Source organism: Leucobacter sp. OLIS6 (assembly GCF_002752355.1).
In the GTDB taxonomy this organism is placed as follows: Bacteria; Actinomycetota; Actinomycetes; order Actinomycetales; family Microbacteriaceae; genus Leucobacter.
Genome location: NZ_MRAV01000001.1, coordinates 166,687 through 188,186, shown reverse-complemented (window position 1 = coordinate 188,186; position 21,500 = coordinate 166,687). Strand labels below are relative to the sequence as shown.

Annotated in this window: 19 protein-coding genes and 1 tRNA gene; 11 read left to right on the top strand and 9 right to left on the bottom strand. The window is 68.9% G+C overall.

What is annotated here, in order from left to right:
* The first annotated feature begins 2 nt into the window (after nucleotides 1-2).
* From BMH31_RS00850 to BMH31_RS00840, 3 genes are all read left to right on the top strand, one after another.
* The gene (locus BMH31_RS00850) at nucleotides 3-2,504 is read left to right on the top strand and encodes a DUF4118 domain-containing protein (RefSeq protein WP_099722854.1); all 2,502 of its coding nucleotides are present in this window, start codon (nucleotides 3-5) and stop codon (nucleotides 2,502-2,504) included.
* Nucleotides 2,501-3,205 carry a response regulator transcription factor gene (locus BMH31_RS00845; RefSeq protein ID WP_099722853.1) on the top strand — a complete coding sequence of 235 codons (705 nt, stop codon included), beginning with the start codon at nucleotides 2,501-2,503 and terminating at the stop codon, nucleotides 3,203-3,205. The genes BMH31_RS00850 and BMH31_RS00845 overlap by 4 nt, the downstream gene beginning before the upstream one ends.
* A gap of 88 nt (nucleotides 3,206-3,293) precedes the next feature.
* Complete coding sequence (locus tag BMH31_RS00840; RefSeq protein ID WP_158234929.1) at nucleotides 3,294-4,583, top strand: YibE/F family protein; 1,290 nt, start codon at nucleotides 3,294-3,296, stop codon at nucleotides 4,581-4,583.
* Here BMH31_RS00840 and BMH31_RS00835 read toward each other — a convergent pair.
* The 3 genes from BMH31_RS00835 to soxR form a co-directional block, all read right to left on the bottom strand.
* The gene (locus BMH31_RS00835) at nucleotides 4,571-5,980 is read right to left on the bottom strand and encodes a thrombospondin type 3 repeat-containing protein (protein ID WP_158234928.1); all 1,410 of its coding nucleotides are present in this window, start codon (nucleotides 5,978-5,980) and stop codon (nucleotides 4,571-4,573) included. The genes BMH31_RS00840 and BMH31_RS00835 overlap by 13 nt on opposite strands.
* 100 nt (nucleotides 5,981-6,080) lie before the next feature.
* A complete protein-coding gene (locus tag BMH31_RS00825; protein ID WP_099722849.1) occupies nucleotides 6,081-7,118 on the bottom strand; it encodes an FAD-binding oxidoreductase in 1,038 nt (345 codons plus the stop codon).
* Nucleotides 7,119-7,143: 25 nt separating this feature from the next.
* Entirely contained in the window at nucleotides 7,144-7,602 is a 459-nt protein-coding gene (gene soxR, locus BMH31_RS00820; protein ID WP_241898068.1) for a redox-sensitive transcriptional activator SoxR, read from the bottom strand.
* 97 nt (nucleotides 7,603-7,699) lie between these two features.
* On the opposite strand from soxR, the gene fdxA reads away from it, so the two are divergent.
* The 4 genes from fdxA (at nucleotide 7,700) to BMH31_RS00800 (ending at nucleotide 10,657) form a co-directional block, all read left to right on the top strand.
* A complete protein-coding gene (fdxA, locus tag BMH31_RS00815) occupies nucleotides 7,700-8,026 on the top strand; it encodes a ferredoxin (RefSeq protein WP_099722848.1) in 327 nt (108 codons plus the stop codon).
* Nucleotides 8,023-9,486, top strand: coding sequence for an FAD-dependent oxidoreductase (locus tag BMH31_RS00810; protein WP_099722847.1), 1,464 nt, complete (start codon nucleotides 8,023-8,025; stop codon nucleotides 9,484-9,486). The genes fdxA and BMH31_RS00810 overlap by 4 nt, the downstream gene beginning before the upstream one ends.
* Nucleotides 9,483-9,989, top strand: a complete 507-nt coding sequence (locus tag BMH31_RS00805) for a flavin reductase family protein (protein ID WP_099722846.1) — start codon at nucleotides 9,483-9,485, stop codon at nucleotides 9,987-9,989. The genes BMH31_RS00810 and BMH31_RS00805 overlap by 4 nt, the downstream gene beginning before the upstream one ends.
* Before the next feature lie 68 nt (nucleotides 9,990-10,057).
* Nucleotides 10,058-10,657 (top strand): superoxide dismutase, encoded by a 600-nt coding sequence (locus BMH31_RS00800; protein ID WP_099722845.1) that lies wholly within the window; start codon nucleotides 10,058-10,060, stop codon nucleotides 10,655-10,657.
* Here BMH31_RS00800 and BMH31_RS00795 read toward each other — a convergent pair.
* The 3 genes from BMH31_RS00795 to BMH31_RS00785 form a co-directional block, all read right to left on the bottom strand.
* A complete protein-coding gene (locus BMH31_RS00795; protein WP_099722844.1) occupies nucleotides 10,611-11,381 on the bottom strand; it encodes a DUF998 domain-containing protein in 771 nt (256 codons plus the stop codon). The genes BMH31_RS00800 and BMH31_RS00795 overlap by 47 nt on opposite strands.
* Before the next feature lie 70 nt (nucleotides 11,382-11,451).
* Nucleotides 11,452-11,805 carry a hypothetical protein gene (locus tag BMH31_RS15450; protein ID WP_158234927.1) on the bottom strand — a complete coding sequence of 118 codons (354 nt, stop codon included), beginning with the start codon at nucleotides 11,803-11,805 and terminating at the stop codon, nucleotides 11,452-11,454.
* Nucleotides 11,806-11,945: 140 nt separating this feature from the next.
* The gene (locus BMH31_RS00785; protein ID WP_158234926.1) at nucleotides 11,946-12,902 is read right to left on the bottom strand and encodes a CorA family divalent cation transporter; all 957 of its coding nucleotides are present in this window, start codon (nucleotides 12,900-12,902) and stop codon (nucleotides 11,946-11,948) included.
* A 141-nt stretch (nucleotides 12,903-13,043) separates the two neighbouring features.
* On the opposite strand from BMH31_RS00785, the gene BMH31_RS00780 reads away from it, so the two are divergent.
* Together BMH31_RS00780 and BMH31_RS00775 are read left to right on the top strand one after the other, a co-directional pair.
* A tRNA-Lys gene (locus BMH31_RS00780) sits at nucleotides 13,044-13,116 on the top strand.
* 500 nt (nucleotides 13,117-13,616) lie between these two features.
* Nucleotides 13,617-14,105 carry a hypothetical protein gene (locus tag BMH31_RS00775; protein WP_099722842.1) on the top strand — a complete coding sequence of 163 codons (489 nt, stop codon included), beginning with the start codon at nucleotides 13,617-13,619 and terminating at the stop codon, nucleotides 14,103-14,105.
* Between the two features lie 26 nt (nucleotides 14,106-14,131).
* On the opposite strand, the gene BMH31_RS00770 is transcribed toward BMH31_RS00775, so the two are convergent.
* Together BMH31_RS00770 and BMH31_RS00765 are read right to left on the bottom strand one after the other, a co-directional pair.
* The gene (locus BMH31_RS00770) at nucleotides 14,132-16,294 is read right to left on the bottom strand and encodes an immunoglobulin domain-containing protein (protein WP_256382372.1); all 2,163 of its coding nucleotides are present in this window, start codon (nucleotides 16,292-16,294) and stop codon (nucleotides 14,132-14,134) included.
* 160 nt (nucleotides 16,295-16,454) lie between these two features.
* On the bottom strand, nucleotides 16,455-17,867 hold the full coding sequence (locus BMH31_RS00765) for a sigma-70 family RNA polymerase sigma factor (protein ID WP_099722840.1): 1,413 nt from the start codon (nucleotides 17,865-17,867) through the stop codon (nucleotides 16,455-16,457).
* Between the two features lie 654 nt (nucleotides 17,868-18,521).
* Between BMH31_RS00765 and BMH31_RS00760 the strand changes: the two genes are divergently transcribed.
* Complete coding sequence (locus BMH31_RS00760; protein WP_199068329.1) at nucleotides 18,522-19,298, top strand: hypothetical protein; 777 nt, start codon at nucleotides 18,522-18,524, stop codon at nucleotides 19,296-19,298.
* A 430-nt stretch (nucleotides 19,299-19,728) separates the two neighbouring features.
* On the opposite strand, the gene BMH31_RS15445 is transcribed toward BMH31_RS00760, so the two are convergent.
* On the bottom strand, nucleotides 19,729-19,896 hold the full coding sequence (locus tag BMH31_RS15445; protein ID WP_158234924.1) for a hypothetical protein: 168 nt from the start codon (nucleotides 19,894-19,896) through the stop codon (nucleotides 19,729-19,731).
* Between the two features lie 646 nt (nucleotides 19,897-20,542).
* Between BMH31_RS15445 and BMH31_RS00755 the strand changes: the two genes are divergently transcribed.
* On the top strand, nucleotides 20,543-21,325 hold the full coding sequence (locus tag BMH31_RS00755) for an LPXTG cell wall anchor domain-containing protein (protein WP_099722838.1): 783 nt from the start codon (nucleotides 20,543-20,545) through the stop codon (nucleotides 21,323-21,325).
* Nucleotides 21,326-21,500: the final 175 nt, after the last annotated feature.

Genomic DNA, 21,500 nt, shown 5'->3' with positions numbered 1-21,500 from the left:
GCATGACCGGACGGGGACGGCTCCGCGTGCTCCTCGGCGCCGCCCCCGGCGTCGGCAAGACGTACGCCATGCTCGAGGAGGGCGTCAGGCTCTCGGCGGAGGGCCGCGACGTCGTGATCGCCGTGGTCGAGACCCACGGTCGCGCGGCGACGGCGCGCATGACGGCGGGACTGCCCCGCGCACCGCTGCGCCAGGTCGAGCACCGCGGGGTCTCCCTGTCCGAGATGGACCTCGACGCCGTGATCGAGCGCCGGCCCGACGTCGCGCTCGTCGATGAGCTCGCGCACACGAACGCCCCCGGGTCCCGCAACGCGAAGCGGTGGGAGGACGTCGCCGAACTGCTCGACGCGGGCGTCGACGTGATCTCGACGGTCAACATCCAACACATCGCCTCCCTCACCGACGTGGTCGAGCAGATCACCGGAGCGGCGCAGCGCGAGACGATCCCCGACGAGATCCTGCGCGGCGCCCACCAGGTCGAGGTGGTCGACCTCGCCCCGCAGGCGCTGCGAGACCGGCTCTCGGGCGGCCTCGTGTACCCAGCCGAGCGCATCGACGCGGCCCTGTCGAACTACTTCCGACTCGGCAACCTCACCGCGCTGCGCGAGCTCGCGCTGCTCTGGCTCGCCGACGAGGTCGACCAGGCCCTGCGCGACTACCGCGCGCAGCACGGGATCGAGCGCACCTGGGAGACCCGCGAGCGCGTGGTCGTCACCCTCACCGGCGGGCCGGAGGGCGAGACCCTGCTGCGGCGCGGCGCCCGGATCGCGGCCCGCTCGTCCGGCGGCGAGCTGATCGCCGTGCACGTCACGACGCAGGACGGCCTCGCAGGGTCCCGGCCGGGCGAGCTCGTGCAGCTGCGCGCACTCGCCGAGCAGCTGGGCGGCACCTACCACCAGGTCGTCGGCGACGACGTGCCGACGGCGCTCGTCGACTTCGCCCGCTCGGTGAACGCCACGCAGCTCGTCGTCGGGGTCAGCCGGCGCGGGCGCCTCTCCGCGGCACTCACCGGCCCCGGGATCGGCGCGACCGTGATCCGCGAGTCCGGCGACATCGACGTGCACATCGTCACGCACGCCGCGGCGGGCCGCCGCCGCGCGCTCCCCCGCCGAGGCGGGGCGCTCACCGCGAAACGGCGGATCGCAGGCCTCGTCGTCGCGCTCACCGGAGGACCCCTGCTCACCTGGGCGCTGAGCCTCACCCGCAGCCCCGAGTCGATCACGAGCGACGTGCTCAGCTACCAGCTGCTCGTAGTCGTGGTCGCGATCGTCGGCGGCATCTGGCCCGCCCTGTTCGCCGCCGTGCTCTCGGGCCTCACGCTCGACTACTTCTTCATCCGGCCGCTCTACACCGTGTCGATCGCCGACCCGCTGCACATGCTCGCGCTGCTGCTCTACGTGATCATCGCGGTGCTCGTCAGCATCGTCGTCGACCGTGCCGCACGGCGCAGCCGCGCCGCACGCCGATCCGCTGCAGAGTCCGAGCTGATCCAGACCGTCGCCGGCAGCGTGATCCGGGGGCAGGACGCGGTGCAGGCGATCGTGGATCGCGCGCGCGAGGCGTTCGCCCGGACGGGTGCGCAGCTGCGCGACGGAGACGTGCTCATCGCGTCCTCCGGGATCCCGGTCGCCGGCCCCGCGACCGTCAGCCTGCCCGTCGGTCCGACCGCTCGCTTCGAGCTCGACGGCCCCGAGCCCGCCGCCTCGGAGCACCGGCTCCTGACCGTGCTCGCGGCGCAGCTCGAGGCCGCGCTCGAGGTGCGCGAGCTCACCGAGGTCGCGAGCGAGATCGCCCCGATCGCCGCGTCCGACCGCGTGCGGGGCGCCCTGCTCTCGGCGCTCAGCCACGATCTGCGCCGGCCCCTGGCCGCGGCGACGGCCGCCGTCGGCGGACTCCGCGCAGCGGGGTCGGCGCTGAGCCCCGAGGATCGCGCCGAACTGCTCGAGACCGCCGACGAGAGCCTCGGATCGCTCGCCGCGCTCGTGACCGATCTGCTCGACGTCAGCCGTTTACAGGCCGGGGTGCTCGCCATCGCGCCGATCCCCGTCGACCCGGTCGACGTGATCGCGCCCGCGCTCGACGAGCTCGGACTCGGCCCGTCCGACGTCGAGCTGGATCTGGACCCGGACGCGCCGCAGGTGCTCGCGGATCCCGTGCTGCTGCAGCGCGTCGTCGTGAACCTGCTCGCGAACGCGGCGCGCCACGCTCCCGCGCACGCACCCGTGCGGGTGACCACCAGCAGCTTCGCCGATACGGTGGAGATCCGGATCGTCGACCAGGGACCCGGGATCCCCGAGGAACGCCGCGACGACGTCTTCGTGCCGTTCCAGCGCCTGGGCGATACCGACAATTCGACGGGGCTCGGGCTCGGGCTCGCCCTGTCGAAGGGGTTCACCGAGGGCATGGGCGGCACGTTGGAGCCCGAGGACACTCCCGGCGGCGGGCTCACCATGGTGGTCTCGCTGCCCCGCCTGACCGCCCAGCCGACCGAGGAGGCCCGATGAGGATCCTGATCGCCGACGACGACCCGCAGATCCTCCGCGCGCTGCGGATCACGCTGGCCGCCAAGGGATACGACGTCGCCGTCGCCTCCGACGGCGCCGAGGCCATCGGAGCCGCGGTCGACCACCGGCCCGACCTCGTGCTGCTCGATCTCGGCATGCCGAATCTCGACGGGGTCGAAGTGATCCAGGCGATCCGCGGCTGGTCGGAGGTGCCGATCCTCGTCGTCTCGGGGCGCACCGACGCCGCCGACAAGGTCGAGGCGCTCGACGCCGGGGCCGACGACTACGTGACGAAGCCGTTCTCCATCGACGAGCTGCTCGCTCGGGTGCGCGCGCTCACCCGGCGCCGGGCGCAGCCCGAGCAAACCCCGGTGGTCTCGTTCGGGGACACGACGGTGGATCTCGCCGCGCGCACCGTGACCCGCACCGTCGACGGCGCGGCGCAGACGATCCGGCTCACCCCGACCGAGTGGCAGGTGCTCGAACTCCTCGTGCGCAACGAGGGCCGACTCGTCACCCGGCACCTGCTGCTCACGAGCATCTGGGGCTCGGAGCACGTCACCGACACCGGCTACCTCCGGCTCTACCTCTCTCAGCTGCGCAAGAAGCTCGAGCCGGATCCCGCCCGCCCGCGCTACCTGCTCACCGAGGCAGGCATGGGGTACCGGCTGCGGCTCGACGGGGGCGGCACCGCCGCGTAGGGGCGTCCGCGTCGGGGCGGCCGCGTCGGGGCGGCCGCGTCGGGGCGGCCGCGTCGGGGCGCCGACATAGTCCATAATGAGAATCATTATGGACAAGCACACGCACGGCCACGGACGACCGCCGACGGGCCTCGAGCACTCCCGCACCGCCGTCCGGGTCGCGCTCCCGCTGCTGCTCGCGGTGGCGCTCCTCACCGGCCTCGGACTCGCGCTGCTCTGGCCGAACGCGGGCGAAGCGGCCAAGGTGATCGAGCGGGTGCCGTTCGCGGGGCCGGGCACCATCTTCGTCGAGGGCGAGGTCGTCAGCGTCGACACCGGCTGCGGCGACGGGACGCAGCCGCGGACCGGTGCCGCGACATCCGGGGCCGATCCCGACCGCTCCTGCCTCACGATCGGGATCGGCATCACCTCCGGGCCGGACACCGGCCGGGTGATCGACGTCCCGGCCCGCGGCTCGCTCGCATCGTCGGGGCTCCAACCGCGCGATACCGTCGAGCTGCTCGGGGCGCCGCGCGCAGAACCGCCCGCGGGTGACCCGCGCGCCTCCGACGGAGCGGCGTCCGAGCGTTACAGCTACAGCATCTCGGGGATCCATCGCGGACTCGCCCTCGTCGTGCTCTCGGCACTGTTCCTCGTGGTGCTGCTCGCCGTCGGGCGCCTGCGCGGCCTGCTCGCCCTCGGGGCGCTCGCGCTCAGCGGGGGCGTGATCCTCGCCTTCGTCCTGCCCGCCATCGTGACCGGTGCACCCGGTGCGCTGGTGGGCATCGTCGGCTCCTTCGCGATCGTGTTCATCATCCTCTACCCGGTGCACGGCCCCAACCTGCGCACCACGGCCGCGCTCGTCGGGACGCTGTGCGGGATCCTCATCACCGCGGGGATCTCGACCCTCGCGGTGCACGCGACGCGGCTCAGCGGGCTCGGCGACGAGGCCGCAGCGCGCCTCTCGGGCGTCGCCGGGAGCATCGACTTCCGGGGCATGCTGACCTGCGCGATCATCATCGCCGGGCTCGGGGTGCTGAACGACGTCACCATCACCCAGGCCTCCGCGGTCTGGGAGCTGCGCGCGGCGGCCCCGCACCTCGGACGCGGCGAGATCGCGAAGCGGGCGATGCGCATCGGCCGCGACCACATCGCTTCGACCGTCTACACGATCGTGTTCGCCTACGCCGGCGCATCCCTCGGGGTCCTGATCCTGCTCGCCCTGACCGACCGGCCGCTGCTCTCGACGCTGACCGGCGATGACCTGGTGACCGAGATCGTGCGCACCCTCTGCGGCAGCATCGGCCTCGTGCTCGCGATGCCGATCACCACCTGGATCGCGGCGGCGTTCCTGCCGCCGGTCGAGACCGGAACCGAGACGGCGGCTCAGCTCGAATAGGGCGAGTACGGCGACGCCGGAGCACCCCGGACGATGAGGTCCGTGTCGACCCCGATCTGGATGCCGTCGCGATCCGCGTCGACCCCGACCGAGACGAACCCGCCGCCGAGGAGATCCAGATCGGACCGTCCGATCGCGTAGAGGTCCAGATCGGTCCCGTTGCTCGTGAGATCCACGAAGTCGGGCTTGTCATCTCCGTCGGTATTGCGGATCGACACGAACTCGGGCTTCAGCACTCCGGAATCGGGGGCGGTCTCGAGCGCATCCAGCAGCCCGTTCGCACCGAACGCCTGGCCCGCGTCGAACACGCCGTTGCGATCGGCGTCGAACGCATCGATCTGCGCCCGCGTGAACGGACGCCCCTCCATCAGGTCGAGGATCCCGTCGTTGTCGGAGTCGAGATCGAAGGCGGCGGACACCCCGTCGCCGAGCACCGGCGTCACCAGGATGTCGCCCTCGGTGTCGTCGTCGAGGAACCGGCCGTTGCGATCGAGGTCCTCCTCGCTATCGAGGATGCCGTCGTTGTCGGAGTCGAGGTCGCAGGCATCGACGACGCCGTCACCGTCGGTATCGGCCGTCGCGGACTTGTCATTGATCGCCGTGCAGCCCTGCGCAGCCGGGGCCGCGCGCAGCAGCGCCGTCGCAAGGTTGTTGGTCGCAGGGCGCTCTCCACCGCCCGTACCCTTCGTGATGAAGAGATCGGCCGATCCGGACGCGCCTGCGGCACCCTTCGGTACCCGGATCCCGATGGCCACGGAGACCGAGTCTCCGGGCTCGAGGACCGCGCCGATGCGCAGTTCGAACGGGTTGGTCGCGGTGCCGGTGCCGGTCACCGAGACCGTCGGATTGCTCACGGTGATCGTGCTGCCGTCGACGGTCGCGCTGGTCGTCGCATGATCGAACACGAGCGCGAACGGAGACATGGGGGCGAGCGAGATGGTCGCATCGATCGGCGCCGTCGTGGCCACGGCTCCCGCGTTGCGCACCGTGTACACGATCGACCCCTCGGAGCCGATCTCCAGCTCCCCCTTCGGGAACACGGTGGAAGCCGCGAGGTCGGGGAACTTCTTCGTCGGCGTCGGGGTCGGCGTCGGCGTCGGCGTCGGCGTCGGCGTCGGCGTCGGCGTCGGCTGAGGATCCGGGTCGATCGGCGTGGTCGGCGTCGGCTTCGCACAGGAATCCGAACCGCTCGCGGCCTGGGCGGGGTCGGCCGGCATCCCCAGGGCGCCGACAAGGATCGCACCGACCGCGAGCGTCGCGAGCGCGGCGCGGGTGCGCTTCGAGACCGCGAGCAGCACGACGGCGCCCACCACGAGCAGGAGTGCGGCGATCAGCAGGATCGGCCCGAGCGGGAGGCCGGATCCGGTCGCGGCGAGTACGCAGTCGTTCGAATTCATGTGCGGGCTCCGAGGGGGATGCGTGCGCCTCCGGTAGGCGCGGGTCGGGAGATGCTCACACGATCCTAACTGAAGTCAGGAAACCGCCGTTCCCGAGCGCTCAGGCGAGATCGCGCGCGACGCGGGCGCCGATCGCACCCGCGAGCATGATCGCCGGGTGGACCGCGGCCAGGTACAGCCCGTCGATCCCGTCGGCGAAACCGAGCAGCCGCCCGCCCGCCGGGATCGGTCGATCCGCGATGACCGCGTCGATCAGCTCGACCCGGTCCCCGCCGCGCAGTTCCTCGCGGATCGCGCGCAGCGTCGGCTCGGCGAGTTCGCGCGGGTCGCCGTCGAACCCGGGCGGCACGTCCTCGGCGGCGATCAGCGTCGTGTCGTCGAGCTGCCGGATCTCGAAGTCCGGGGTCGAGAGGATCCCGCGCACCAGCGGCTCCGGGGTCCGGAACCGGATCAGCGCGCACGGGGAGCTCTCGACCTCTGCGCGCACGCCGGCGGTCGCGGCGAGCGCAGGGATCGCCGTTCCGGCGGCCAGCACGACCGTCGAGCCGCGCACCTCGCCCGCGGAGGTCTCGACGCCGACGACGCGCCCCTCCTCGACGATGACGGATCCGACGGGCTCCTCGAGCCGGATCTCCGCGCAGTGCGCTTCGGCATCGCGGAGCATGGCCCGGGTGAGGGCGACGGGGTCGACACCTCCGTCGTCCGGCGCGAAGGCCACGACGTCCGGTGCCCAGCGCAACGCGGGCTCCCGTTCGAGCGCGGCCGCAGCGCTCAGCAGCTCGACCGCGTGCCCGCGGGCGCGGTGGGCCGCGACGAAGGCCCGGGTCCGCGCGACCGTGTCCTCCCAGGTGATCGCGCCCGACCGTCGCAGGCCGACCGGTTCGGGCAGGTCCTGCACGAGCCGGTCGAATTCCTCGGCACCGAGCTGCCGCAGCGGATCCGCGAAGACGTCGGCGCGGTTCTTCGCGAGCCCGATCCACGCGAACGAGTCGCCGGTCGCGCCGCTGCCCGGTCGGGCGCCGTCGAGCACGACCACGGGGCGGTCCTCGCGGGCCAGGTGGCACGCGATCGCCGCGCCCACGACGCCGGCACCCACGACGATGATCGGACGTGATTGCCGCCTGCGCTCCGGTGCCATGCCCCCGATCGTAGCGACCGCGCGGTCACACGGGCACGCGCCGCGCACCCGAGCCGGTCTCGCCGAGCTCGTCGTCGGGGTTCAGCAGGTTGCAGGCCCTCATCGACAGGCAGCCGCAGCCGATGCAGCCGGTCAGCTCCTGTTCGAGCCGTTCGATCCCCCGCCTGCGCTGCTCGAGCGTCTTCTTCCACTGGCGCGAGGCGCGCTGCCAGTCCTCATGGCTCGGCATGGTCGAGAGCGGCACGTCGGCGAAGGCGTCGCGCACGTCGTCGAGCGGGATCCCGAGCCGCTTCGCCACCGAGATGAGCGCGACGCGGCGCAGCATGTGGCGCGGGTACCGACGCTGGTTGCCCGCGGTCCGCTGCGAGGCGATGAGCCCGAGCCCCTCGTAGTAGTGCAGCGAGGAGACCGGCACCCCGGTGCGCCGGCTCATCTCGCCGACGCTCAGCAGCTCCTCCGGACTGTGCATGCGCTCCGCGACCATCGCCCACCCCTTCGATTTGACCTCAAGCCGACTTGAGGTTTTAGCCTACCGGAGCGGGGCCGATTCCGGGACCCGATGCCGAACGAAGGAGGTGCGCGTGACCTACGTGATCGCGCTGCCGTGCGTGGACCTCAAGGACCGCGCCTGCGTCGACGAGTGCCCCGTCGACTGCATCTACGAGGGGGATCGGATGCTGTACATCCACCCCGACGAGTGCGTCGACTGCGGCGCCTGCGAACCCGTCTGCCCCGTCGAGGCCATCTACTACGAGGACGACCTGCCCGAGGTCTGGGCCGACTACTACCGGGCCAACGTCGAGTTCTTCGACCAGGCCGGAGCACCGGGCGGAGCCGCGCGCACCGGACCGATCCCGGGCGATCACCCGATCGTGGCGGCCCTGCCCCCGCAGGAGGTCACGGTATGACGGCCGCCTCCCCCGATCGAGCGTCCGGGGCCGCCACGGCCGCGCCGGTCATCGCGATCGTCGGCGCCGGCCCGGCCGGCGTCTACGCCGCCGACCTGATCCTCGCCCGCGACCCCGGGGCGCGCGTCGACCTGTTCGAGAAGCTCCCCGCCCCCTACGGCCTCGTGCGCTACGGGGTCTCGCCCGACCACCCCCGGATCAAGAAGATCCAGGACGCGCTGCACCGCGTGCTCGAGCATCCCGGCATCCGGCTGCACTGCAACGTCGAGATCGGCGCGGACCTCACGATCGACGAGCTCCGGAACGCGTACGACGCGGTCGTGCTCGCCACCGGCGCCGACCGCGATGCGGAGCTCGGGATCCCCGGCGCCGACCTGCCCGGATCCTTCGGCGGCGCCGACTTCGTGGCCTGGTACGACGGCCATCCCGACGCGGCGCCCGAGTGGCCGCTCGACGCCGAATCCGTCGCGGTGATCGGCGCCGGCAACGTGGCGCTCGACGTAGCCCGCATGCTCATCACCCACGCCGAGCACCTCGCGCACACCGACATCCCCGACCACGTCGAGGCCGCTTTCGCGCAGAACCCGCTGCGCGACCTGCACCTGCTCATCCGGCGCGGCCCCGCCGACGTGCGATTCTCACCGCTGGAACTGCGCGAGCTCGGCACCAGGCACGACGTCGACGTGATCGTGGATCCCGCCGAGGTCGGACCCGACGAGCACACCGAACGCATGATCGCGCAGTTCACTCAGCGGCGCCTGATCGTCGAGACGCTGCGGGAATGGGCGGCGATCGATCCCGCCGACCGCACCGCTTCGCGCCGCGTGCACCTCCACTTCGGGCAGCAGCCCGCGCGGCTCATCGGGCCGGACCGCGTCACCGCCCTCGAAGCGGAACGCACGCGTGCCGACGCGCTCGGCCGGTACGCCGGCACGGGCGAGACCGTCCGGCACGAGGTCGGTGCGGTCTACCGCACCATCGGCTACCGATCCTCCCCGGTCCGAGGCGTCCCGTTCGATGAGGCGCTCGGGCGGATCCCCGAGGCCGACGGACGCGTGCTGGACCCGGGCGGCGCGCCGATCCCCCGGCTGTACGCCACCGGCTGGATCCGCCGCGGACCGGTCGGCCTCATCGGCTCGACCAAGTCCGATGCCGCGGAGACCGTCGCGAGCCTGTTCGCCGACCTCGAGTCCGGTGGATCGCGCCCCGGGCGCGGCGCCGAACGCGCGCCCGCGGCCGAGCGCGAAACCCTCCTCTCGCGCCTCGACGCCCGGGTCGACTGGGCCGGGTGGCTGCGGATCGACACCGCCGAACGGACCCTCGGCGCGATCCGCGAACGGGAGCGCACCAAGATCGCCGACCGAGCCGAGCTGCTCCGCTGCGCAGCGGCGCCCGACCCGGTGTCCGACGAAGCCCCCTCGGCCCCCGACCCCGCAGCAGCACTGGAGAACGCCCGATGACCCTCACCGCCACCGACCTCGCGACCGAGTTCAAGGCCGCGTTCCGGGAGCATCCCGCCGGCATCGCCCTCATCACCGCGGCGACGCCCGAGGGGCCGGTCGGCCTCACCGCCTCCAGCGTCGCCTCCGTCGCCGTCGATCCCGCGGCACTCGTCTTCTCGGTCACGCGCACCACCGGCAGCGCCGGGCGGATCCTCGCGGCCGACTCGTTCCTCGTCCACCTCCTCGACGCCCGGCACGCGCCGATCGCCCGTGAATTCGCGGTGTCCGGCGGCGAGCGCTTCACCACCGCGCAGGGCTGGCGCACGCTCGACACCGGCGAACCCCACCTCGAGAGCGTGCGGGTCGCGCTCCGCAGCCGCAGCATTCAGCAGGTCCCGGTGGGTTCCTCGATGCTCGTCGTCGCGGAGGTGGTCGAGATCCTCACGGAGGCTCCGGCACCTGCGACCCAGCCGATGATCTACCTCGATCGCACCTTCCGGAACGCCGGATCCGTGCTCTGAGCCGCGCGTCCGACGCGCACCCCGACCCGCCGCGGCCACCCGTCGCGGCCGACAGAAAAGGAATCGCAATGCCCGAATACACCCTTCCCGACCTGCCCTACGACTACAGCGCCCTCGAGCCCCACATCTCGGCGCGGATCATGGAGCTGCACCACTCCAAGCATCACCAGGCCTACGTGACCGGCGCGAACACCGCGCTCGCGCAGCTCGCCGACGCCCGCGAGAGCGGCGACCTGGCGAACGTCAACAAGCTCGAGAAGGACCTCGCCTTCAACCTCGGCGGGCACCTCAACCACAGCATCTTCTGGGAGAACCTGTCGCCGAACGGCGGCGGAGATCCCGAGGGCGCCCTCGCCGAGTCGCTCGGTGAGCACTTCGGATCGATCGAGCGGTTCCGCGCCCACTTCACGGCGACCGCGCTCGGCGTGCAGGGTTCCGGTTGGTCGGTGCTCGCGTGGGACGAGCTCGGCAAGCGGCCGGTGATCTTCCAGCTCTTCGACCAGCAGGGCAACGCCCCCATGGGTGTCACGCCGCTGCTGCAGCTCGACGTCTGGGAGCACGCCTACTACCTCGACTACGCGAACGTGCGCGCCGACTACGTGAACGCGTTCTGGAACCTCGTCAACTGGGAGGACGTGCAGCGCCGCTTCGCCGCGGTGCAGGGCTAGTCTCAGCGCTCCGGCCGCGGCCGCGCCGTGCACGCCCCGGTCCGGCCGGGGCGTGCACGGTCGCGGCGATCGAGCGGCTCCGGCCGGAACCGGCCTGCACTCGGAGCCCGAACCACAGCAGCCAGAGCACCCCGATCGAGGTCGCGACGAACTCCAGCAGGCCGCCGATGTCGGTGCGGAACCGCAGCAGCGAGAAGATCCCGCCGGTCGCAGCGATCACCGCCACCGAGCCGGCAGCCCCCAGCGAAATTCGGCGAAGCGACCGGTCCGCGTCGCTGCACGCGACCGCCAGCATCGCGAGCGCCGCGGCCCCGAAGGCGATCACGGCCGAAGAGGTGTGCACGAGGTCCTGCCAGCGGATCTCGTCCGCGAACGGGATCGGGCACCCCGAAGTGCAGGGCTCCTGGGATGCGACGAAGAAGCAGGCGGAGGAGATCGCGAGCAGCACCGCCGGCCGCACGAACATCGCGTCCCGTCGCCGCAGGCGAACGCCCCTCGCCCGCCAGGCGACGATCGCACCTCCGAACACGATCAGCAGCAGGGCGTACTTGAACCACCGGGCCGTCGGCTCCTCCGCCCCCAGTTCGCTGACGTAGACGGGTCGCTCGAGGAGGAGTCGCCCCGCCCAGATGATCGCCAGCGCGGCGGCGAGGGCGAGCGCGGCGGCGGCGGTCAGCGCACGGCCCGCTCGGGTCGGTCGGGTCGAAGGGATCTGCACGGTCACCCTTCGACGCTAGGGGCGAATCCGACTTCGCGGATCGGCCCCGAGTACCGGATCACCGGCACCGCGGGCCCTATCGGGCGAACTGGAGCAGGAGCGCCCCGCCGACTCCGACCGCGCCCATGATGGTGCCGAGGATCCCGAGGATCAGCGGCGCCGGATTCTTCGCTCCCGCGTTCATCTCCTTGATCGAGAGCACGATGGCCGAGATGCCGACGATGAAGCCGATCGTGCCGAGGATCGCGGGGAAGAGGAAGAGCGAGACGCCGCCCGTGATGATCGAGATGACGCCCTGGCGCATCGCCGTGATGGCCTTCTTCTGGGGCGCCTGCGGCGGCTGGTAGGGCTGCTGCGGGAGCGGCGCTTGGGCCGGCTGCTGCTGGGCCTGGGGCTGGCTCGGATCGACGGGCTGCTGCGGGTGCGACATACGGGTACCAATTCGTTCGGTGATGATGGTGCGCCGCGAGCATCGGGCGCCAGTCGATCATATGCTGACACGAGTCCGGGAATGGGTTCGCGATGGGAGCTTCCCCCCCCCCACGAACTCGGTCTCGACGAAATCCGGCGCTACTCCTGCGATGGCCGTTCGGGTCCCAGCCAACCACGGCGACGGAACATCAGATAGGCACCCAGGTCGACGACGGCCAGCAGAACTCCGATGACGATCCAGCCGCCCTCCCACTGCACCAGGGGAAGATTCTTGAAATTCATGCCATAGATGCCGGCGATGACGGTCGGGATCGCAAGGAGTGCCGCGACCGCGGAAATCGTGCGCATGTCCTGGTTCTGTCGAGCCGCCACATTGCTCTCGTGACTCGAGACGATGGCGTCGAGCGAGGCGTACTCGGTGGCCGTGAGCTCGGCGACCCCGCGCGCATCGTTCTCGAGATGGCGGAAGTAGGGCCTGAGCTCGGGCTGACGAGCGGTCGCCCGCTGAATGTCGGAATGGGCTTCGTCCAGCACGTGCGACAGCCCCCGAACAGCCCGATCGATACGCCCGATCTGCTGCCGGAGCCGATAGATCTTCCGATAGTCCTCCCGGACCTCGCTGTCGAAGACCTCGGCTTCGAGCTCATCGAGGTCGGTCTCTACCCGAGTCCCCAGATCCACGAAGTCCCGAACGACCGCCTCGAGGACGCAATAGGCCGCCGAGATCGGAGAATCCACCGGCACCGGGCCCGCCTTTGCGAGGAGCGCATCGAGCGGCCGGACCTCCTCGGCATCGCCGCGCTGCACGATCAGCAGCACATCCGCGGTCAGTATCAGAACGAGGTCGACATCCGTCGTCGCCGGGCCGGGTCCGCGCCGGTGCACATCCCAGACGAAGAGGCTCAGATGCCCATCGAACCGCTCCGCTTTCGGCTGCTGGCGTCCACCGAGGAGGTCCTCCACGATGAGCGGGTGCAGACCATGCCGCTCGCGTGCGGCGTCGAGCTCGGCGCGGGTCGGATTCACCAGCCGGCACCAGTGCACACGATCGGCCGATAGGAGCGGGTCATCGCTGGAGGCCGGTATGAAACGCATGGTCGAAGCGTAGATCGCAAACGTGCGGAACCACACGGGGTTGACTTCGCTCCACATGCCCTCGCTCGCCCCCCCTACGCCAAGATCGGTCGCGCCAGCACCCGATATGACTCGGCGGCCCCGACCGGGTAAGTTGGTTCCGGGCCTGTAGCTCAGTTGGCAGAGCATCGGACTTTTAATCCGCGGGTCGCGGGTTCGAGCCCCGCCGGGCCCACTCCTCACCAGGGCCAGAGACCCCCGCTTCGGCGGGGGTTTTCTGCTGGGTCGAGGCCTCCGCGAAGACCTCATGTTCCAGCAGAAGAACCGGAACGGCGAAGCGAAGGCCATCACCGCAGACGACCTACGCCTCCTGGAGGCCGCGAAACTCCGCCCCGAGACGCAGAAACTCGGCCGGCATTGGCACGCCCCAGCTGCAGATCGGGTCGATCGAGACCAGGGCCTGTTCCTGCAGTCGTACGCGAACATGCTTGAGCACGCCTTCAAGGCAACGCAGAGTCGCGCTCCGCACGTCACCGATACCCGGGCGGAGCTGTTCCAGGGTTCGGCGCAGCCACCCTCGTGGGCGCAGGCGACGAGATCGACGGGGCAGAAGGACCTCGGGCAGGCGCTCCGCACCTCGGTCGTGCACCCCCGCGAGCAGTTCGGCTCGCACGGTCTCGGCCCCCCACAACACGTTCCGCACCCGCGATCGCTCCAGGTGGCCTCCCAGGCATCGTGTGGGAAGCGGCACTGCTCTGGAACCGGCTCGCCTCGGATGATCCGCTGGTCGAATTCGTCGCGGGTAGCACGCACAAGGCGCTCCAGGTACAGATGCTGTACTCGCGAATGCTCGACGGAAAGCCCCGTCAGCTCCCCCTGCCGTTCGAGCGGGCCACGCGGGATCTCCCGGCGAGGACCGCGGAGCACCAGGTCGAGCTCGATGCGACCCAGCAGGAGGTGACCGAGCTGCGCGCGCTTGAGCAGGCGGGCTGGCCGAAGCAGGACGAACTGAACGAGAAGCAGGCGCGCCTCGCGGCTCTGATCGGTGAGCTGGAGCAGGAGGCCCAAATGGCTGAGACCAAGGTCCCGGCTTCGGGGCCGCATGCCTCGAATACGGCTACGTTCGGGCCAAGACTCTCGCGATCAGCCGGAAATGAGCACTGCGCCCCACGCTGCCGAGCACGGCATCGTGGGGCGCAACTGCTGCCCGGATGCGCAGACTAAAAGGCCTGCTGCAAGGACTTCCTGTTCTAGTGCTTCTGGCGCCTCTTCAGAACACGGTTGGTCACGACAAGACCGCCACCCAGAATCAGAGCGGAGAGGCTCAGGAACAACAGTCCCTGCTCGGAGCCTGCACCGGTGATCGCGAGACTGCTATCGACTTTCGTCTCCCGGGGCGTGGTCGGTTTCGGAGTTTCGCCGCCGTTCTCATCCTTCTGCGTCACCGTGAGTTTCGCGACGTCGCTCGTGGCGCTGCCGACGCTATTGGATGCCGTCGCTCGATACAGGTAGCCATTGTTGGCTTTGCTTCCCGTGACAGTCAGTGTCAGTCCGCCGTTCGAGAGCTTCGCTGTGGGGTCAGCGCTCACGGCTTCCCAGGTCTGCCCACCGTCGCGAGACACCTGCCACTTCACTGTCGGAGTGGGAGTACCGGTTGCCTGGACAGTGAACTTTGCCGAAGTCCCGTTCTTGACGACCTGATCCTTCGGGTTCGTGATCTTTGGAGCCACCTGAATCGGCGGTGTCTTGGTAACAGTCAGCTTTGCCCCTGCACTGGTCGCACTGCCAGCGCTATTGGTCGCTGTCGCCCGGTACAGGTAGCCGTCATTCGTCGGGCTGCCCTTGACGGTGACCTTCAGTCCGTCGCTCGAGACCGTCGCGTCAGGGTCTGCGGTGATCGATTCCCAGGTTGCGCCGTTGTCTCGGGAGACCTGCCACACAACAGTGGGATTCGGGGTGCCCGTAGTGCTGACCTCGAACGTTGCAGTGGCGCCATCCGCCACGGTCTGATCCGAGGGATCAGTGATTGTTGGTGCGACTGCCAGCGGTTCATAGGTGAAGCCATCCCCGTAGGTGACCGGGGTTTGCGCCACGCCGTTCAGCGTCCAGGACACCACCACGTCGACCGGACCTGCGGCGTGCGGCGGTGTGGTCGCGGACCAAGTTCCGTCTCCGTTGTCAACGAGGCCAGTTCCGTCCAAACCGTCGAAAGTGACTCCAGTGATTTGCACGTCCATGAGCACCATCACGGGGAGCGGGGAGTTGGTGAGGCCACCGTTTCCCAAAGCACCAGAGTTTGAGCCCCATCCGTACCCGTTTCCATCAGAACCAACTGCGAGGTAGCGGCTACCGTTTCCATCGATCTGGGTAAAGGTGACTCCGGCCGGTTCCTGCACCTGCCCTGGAACAGTCCGCGGGGTGGTAGTTCCGGTGCCAAGCTGACCGTTGGAGTTTTGCCCCCAGGTGTAAGTGTGACCATCGGAACCGATTGCGGCACTGTCGTAGTCGCTCGATACGACGCTCGTGAAGGTGACGCCCGTGGGAAGCTGAACCGTCACGGGTGTCGAACGGTTTGTCGTCGTCCCGTCCCCGAGCTGCCCGAAGAGATTGGAGCCCCATCCGTAGGTGTTTCCGTCGGACCCAATAGCGTGTGATTGGGCGTATCCGGCGCTGACCTGGCTGAAGGTGACTCCGGCAGGCGTGTGTACTGCGACTGGCAGCGTGCGGAGCGTCGCCGTGCCATCGCCGAGCTCGCCATTCACGTTGCTTCCCCAGGCGTAGAGCTTCTGGTCAGAGCCGATAGCCAGCATGTGCCCGTCGCCCGCGCTGAGGCGTGTGAAGGTTACTCCGGCTGGCGTTGTCACCAGGCCAGGTGTTGGGCGGTTGTTGAAGGTTCCATCCCCCAGTTGGCCATTGAGATTGGCACCCCAGGAGTATGTTTTCCCGTCGGAACCGACCGCCATCGAGGCGTTTGATCGCATGCTGAACTCAGTGATACTCACCCCGGCAGGAGTTTGGACCGGGACGGGGGCGAACCGATCTGTGGTGGTCCCGTCACCCAGTGCGCCGCTGCCGTTGTATCCCCAGGCGTAGAGTTTCCCGTCGGAGCCGAGAGCCATCGACGAACGGAACCCCGCGCTTACCCGCGTGAAAGTGACTCCCGCGGGCGCATTCACTCGGACAGGAGTCAGCTTCGCCGGGCCACTTGTTCCGATGCCAAGCTGTCCGTTGTCATTCGAGCCCCACGAGTAGGTGTTGCCGTCTGAGGCGATTCCAACGGAGTGGTCTCGCCCAGTGCTGATTTGAGTGAAGGTCACACGAGGTTCGTCAACGCTGACAAGGGTTCCGCCGGTCACTGGCCCGCTGTCCGGGTTTGGAACTGCGCTGGCTGCCGCGGCGCCCCCGAAGACCATCGCGACCGCAATACTTGCGGCAGCGATGGTTCGCCGATATGGTTTAAACATACTTCTCCCATTGAGTGATTTGCATTGCATCCCGCACGGATGGTATGGATCATCGCATGAGGGGCCCCTTACCAGGACACGCGAAGGTTACGAATCTGTCGCGATCCGGTTACCAGCGAGCCTCGGCCTTACCGCTGGATCGCTCAGTTGAGGTGCGAGCACGTAGATCGAGTGTGAATGTGCCACCTGGACGACGGTCGTTAACGGTGAACACGAACCCCTCCCCAAGAACGGTCGTCGCCGAAGGCCGGCACACAACCTCGGAGGCGGACTCTTCGCAGACGAGTCCGTTGGATGCCTCACGAAGTTCGGTGCCCCGATCGAGACTGAGCGTGATCTCCTCCAGCTGCCAGTCTTCGATGTCCTTGGCCTCAAAGTCCGCTCGGATGGTGCGCAGTGCACCGCGGTCGTTGAGTCCCAGATGAACTTCGAAGCTCGCATCAGAAGAGTTCTCGTCTGCAAGGGAGCCTTCGTACACGACACGCTCTCCCTGATGCGAAGCAACTCGGCCGACGTAACCGAGTCCTGCGACTACGGCGGCACCGAGCAAGACCGCCCCCACGGCGAATACGCTTCGGGAGGCGAGCGTCGCCGCAACCCGGCCGCTATTCGGTGTTGCACGCATGCGCCTGCTCGACCCAGCACGCAGATTCGGACTCTCGCTGCCCTCCGTGGCGCCCATCGGACGTGCGGCGTTCGCATGCTCCGGCTGAGAGCCGTCGGCAGCAGCGTATGCAGGCGCTCCGCCATCCATGAGGCCGGTCACGAGGAGGAGCGGGGTGACTCCGAGAGTCCCGGAAATCGCGGCAAATCGTTTCCAGTTGCGCTGACATCGTTCGCAGTCGAATACATGAGCCAAGCCTCGATCGGTCCTTGAGTGCGCACCGACTTGTTCGTGAACGCGTGCGGGGAGTGCGTTCGCATTCTGCTCGCACTCCTCTCCCCCGCTCGTGAGATATTCGACCAGGAGTTGCCGAGACAACGCGGCCTTGGCTCGGGCAAGTAGGTTTGAGATCGCGGGAGCCGGACGCTCGAGCTCCTCCACGAGCTGCGCTGGCTTGCGCCCTTCTACGACCACCCGCTGTAGAACCTTCTGGTAGTCCTGGTTCAGCTTGCTAAAGGCGCGCCGCACCGCATCGGTCTCGGCCGCGATATCGATCAGCCGGAGGTCATCCTCGACGAGAAATCGCGAGTCAACTTGGTCCTCGTCAAGCAACTGCTCGCGCGCCCGCGGCGACCTGAGGCTGTTCGCGTAGCTATTGCGCATGATCGCCGAGACATAGGAGCGCACGTTTCGATCCGGCCCGCGCCCATCGCCCCAAGCCTCTAACAGGCTGACTGCGGCTTGCTGCACGAGGTCTGCGGGGTCTGAGATGACTTCACCGACTCGTGCACTACGAGTATCCGTGGAGATGATCTTTCGAGCAGCACCCATCCAATACGGCAAATGTGCTCCGAGGATCTGCGCCGCGGATGCGGCATCCCCCTGCTTAGCTCGCACGACCAGCTCGGCCTCACTCATGTGCCCCCACCCCCATGTAGGTCCCCGAATCCTACGCCCCTTGGTTCCGACGCAGAAGAAGGGCGGCCGGCCAACCCAAGGGGGAATGGTAGCTGGCCGGCCGCCCAGTTCGACGTGATCGCTCAACGCAGAACAACGGGCCGCGCCGAGAAGGGGGGTCTCGAGCAGCAGAAACGCCCGTCATGAGTACAAGACAGCTTCGAGCGCCGAATCTGTCGCAGCGTGTGCACGAAGGGCTACCTCACCGCATTACTGGGCCGCAGTGGCGTTGAACGGATGCCCGGCCTCGGGGCGTAGGCTTCCGCGAGGCCGAGCGCGTTGTGCTGGCCCCCGACTGGCCCACTCCACAACAGCGCCAGAGAGCCCCGTTTCGGCGGAGATCTTCTGTCGGGTATGGCCTACCTCGAAGTACGCTGCCCGCTGCAGCGTCGCTGGCGCACGGACCGAGCACCGGTCCCTTTCGATGCTCGCCTATTAGACTCCTGCAGAGGAGTACGAAGGCGATATCAGGAGAGTCGGAATGGCGGGTGTGACTCGCGCAGTAGTAGCCCTCCGCGATGTCCTGACGAGAACCTCGAGGGACGAGTATTGACGAACGATGACCTCTTGTCGGCCCCTCGACGGATCCCGCGAGGCGCCGAGCTCGAAGCACTCATGCGCGTTTACGGGTATCGGTTCACGCGGACGGGAGGTGTCGCCGGCGCAGAGCCGATTCGCGATGCAGCCACGATAGCCGAAGCTGAGAACTTCGGATGGCCGGTGCGCGAGACAGAGCGGTTCACCCCGATGGAGGTGTTTCGGAGGTCGATCGACGCGGTGTCCGCCCTCGACGAGGACGATGTGCTCCGAGCTTTCGTTGCGGGCCTCGGCAGTACGCCGCGCGGTCGACAGCCCCTGATCTCCTTCGCGTGGGCCCGTTATCTCTCGGGCGCCCCCATCCAGAAGGACGACCTGCCCGACTGCGGGCTCGATACAATCCCTCCGGCGATCGACGTCACCGAGGTGCTGTTGCGCTTGGCGCTGGGCTGGGCCTGGAACGAGCGCCCCTACCTCTACCTTGCCGATCTCGAGACTGCCGTCGCCGAAGGCCTGCCGACGCCGACCGCGGAAGACCGGGAGCGCCTGAGCGCACTGTTCGCCGTGATTGAAGCGCAGCCCGGAGGCATGAGCGCGGGGGGTCTCGAGAAGGCGGTCGCCCGGGCGAAGATCCTCCCCGGAACGGACAAGTTCCAGCGCTACGGGATCCTGATCGGTCTCGCGGAGTTCGGCGTGCTGCCGAGCGAGAATGCGGCGAGCTGGGATCGCTTCGTTTCCCGCCAGGAGGTCGCCGCGGCGTGGGCGGGCGGGCCGAGGTCGGACGTCCCTCCGCCCCTCTCCGGCTGGCATGGCGGCGTTGAATCTGCCCGCGCCGATCGCCTGCTCGCACTCTGACCCCTGACGCAGCACCGCGCAAGTCGGCTTCGACTCGGGCTACCGAGCATCAGCGGTTGAAGATCCTGTGTAGTGGGCCGCAGACGACGCGCTGACAGGCTCCGCAGCCAATGGTGCTCCGCGCCCGCTCTTCGGGGAGGGCGGGGCACCGCTGCTTACGACGAGAACGTGGGCCAGTGACAGGTTTGGGTCGATGGGTCGCCGTCTACTGATGTTCGAAGGTGGGCTCCGTGTGGCCTGAGTCCGCCGCCGCCGCGATGTGCCGGTCGCGTTCCCGGTTCCGTGCGTAGGTGTGCTCGCGGCCGAGCGCGTCGTCCGTGTCGACGCCGTACTGGTCGCGGTAGCAGGCGACCGTGTCCGCGCGGCGCCGCCAGTCGGCCTCGCGGACCGGGGTCGTCGAACGACGGCGCGGGCTCGATGAGGCCCGCGATCAGGTCCCCCTCGGAGCCTCGGGCTGCGCCTTGAGTTTGCGGGCGTCGTCGGCGATCTCGTAGTGGCGCTGCGGGCGGGCGGCGATGAGCCCGGCTACGTCGCGCGCGGTGTCGGTCTCGCGCCTCGCGCCTCGCGCCTCGCGAGCAGCATCGGCACGGTCTCTCAAGTACTTCCGCGCCGTGCTGCTCGAGGCGGCGGAGGGCCGCGAGCGCGGGTAGCGTGGCCCATGACACTCCTGCTGAAAACGCGAAAGGTACAGGTTCCGCGCCTCAGCGCATTGTTTCAAATAGCCGCTTCTGGACGCGGTTGGCTTGCCAAGTATCTAAAGACCGGCCCGCTGCAGTCGACGTGGATCACCCCACTGGCTGGTTCGTCGAACCACGAAAGAGCGAACCCATAGTCCGCGGATCGGGTCGCGGGTTCGAGCCCCGCCGGGCCCACTCCTCACCAGGGCCAGAGACCCCCGCTTCGGCGGGGGTCTTCTGCTGTATCGGGACTGCAGATTCGATCGGCCAACGCGTCACGCGGTTGGAAGAACGCCCCGCTGAAGTCGGCTTGCGCTCGGCGCGACACCGTCGACCAGGATGAATGAAATAATGAGGCGCTCCTTGCTCTCGAACGCAAGGCGCGACGGGTCATCCGTCTGGGGAGAATGAACGAACCCACCGCCCGGTGCGACAAGTCGGTCCTGCCAGAGGTCACTTCGACGAGTACCTCTGCTGGGTGCCGCTGCCCGCGGCGGGTCGCATGATGCTCGTCAGCATGGGACCAACTCTTTCTCTTGAAAATCTGTTCCTGGAGGAGCGTGTCGTATGGACTGTGTACTGGCGGAGACGGGGAGCGAACCGAATCTCTTTCTTCTGATCGCGGGGGCTGCAGCCCTCGTGCTCGGCACGGCATTGGTGTTGCGCAGAAGGGCACCGCGCGCCGTTCAGGGAGCTCTCGTACTGACCGCGATTCTGGTCGGCGCGGCGACCTTGACGGGCCTTGCCTCCCAGCCGGCGGTTGCGGCTTCCCCCTGTCCCCCGGCAAAGGTTCAGACAGCAGCACCGACGCCTGCACCGACGCCGGAGCCGACGCCCGCACCCACACCCGCGCCGACGCCGGAGCCGACGCCCCAGCCCACACCGGAGCCGACGCCGACGCCGAAGCCGACCGTGCTCGACGGCGAGGTGACGGCGGACCTGACCAATTCGGTTGACGACCTCGGCGTGCAGTCGATCACGTACACCGGTTCATTCGGCCCGAGCGCTGCTTCGACCGCCGCCGTGCCTGCGGGGTCGGTCGTCGAGTTCACGATCAAGAACAACGTGTACGGGGGCGGCGTGGGAACCGCGACCTGGACGGTGGACCCCCGTCTCACCTGCGATCCGTCGCCGCTGCCCACGACGCTGAACACGGGGGGAGCCTTCACGGAGACCCTCGTGGTGACGTGTCGGACCAAACAGGCGCTCAAGCCCGGCGACGCCCCCGCGACGATTGCCGCAGACATCGATCCCAGCTACAGCGGAAGCATCACCTCCACCATCTTGGATCTGCCCGGCGATGTCGATGCGACGAACAACACCCGGAGTGCAGAGCTCGTCGGGGCCTGACAGGGAGACGGGCTCTGCGACGGGCGCCTCGTCGGTCCCGGGCAGACCCGAGCCCGCCCAGATCGAAACCTCCCCGAAACCGTCGCGAAACCGCTCCCGAACATTGCTCTGTTCCACTGGTGCGCATGAGCCTTCCGGTCACCGTCACAGTGCGCAGAGAAACGGTCGATACACG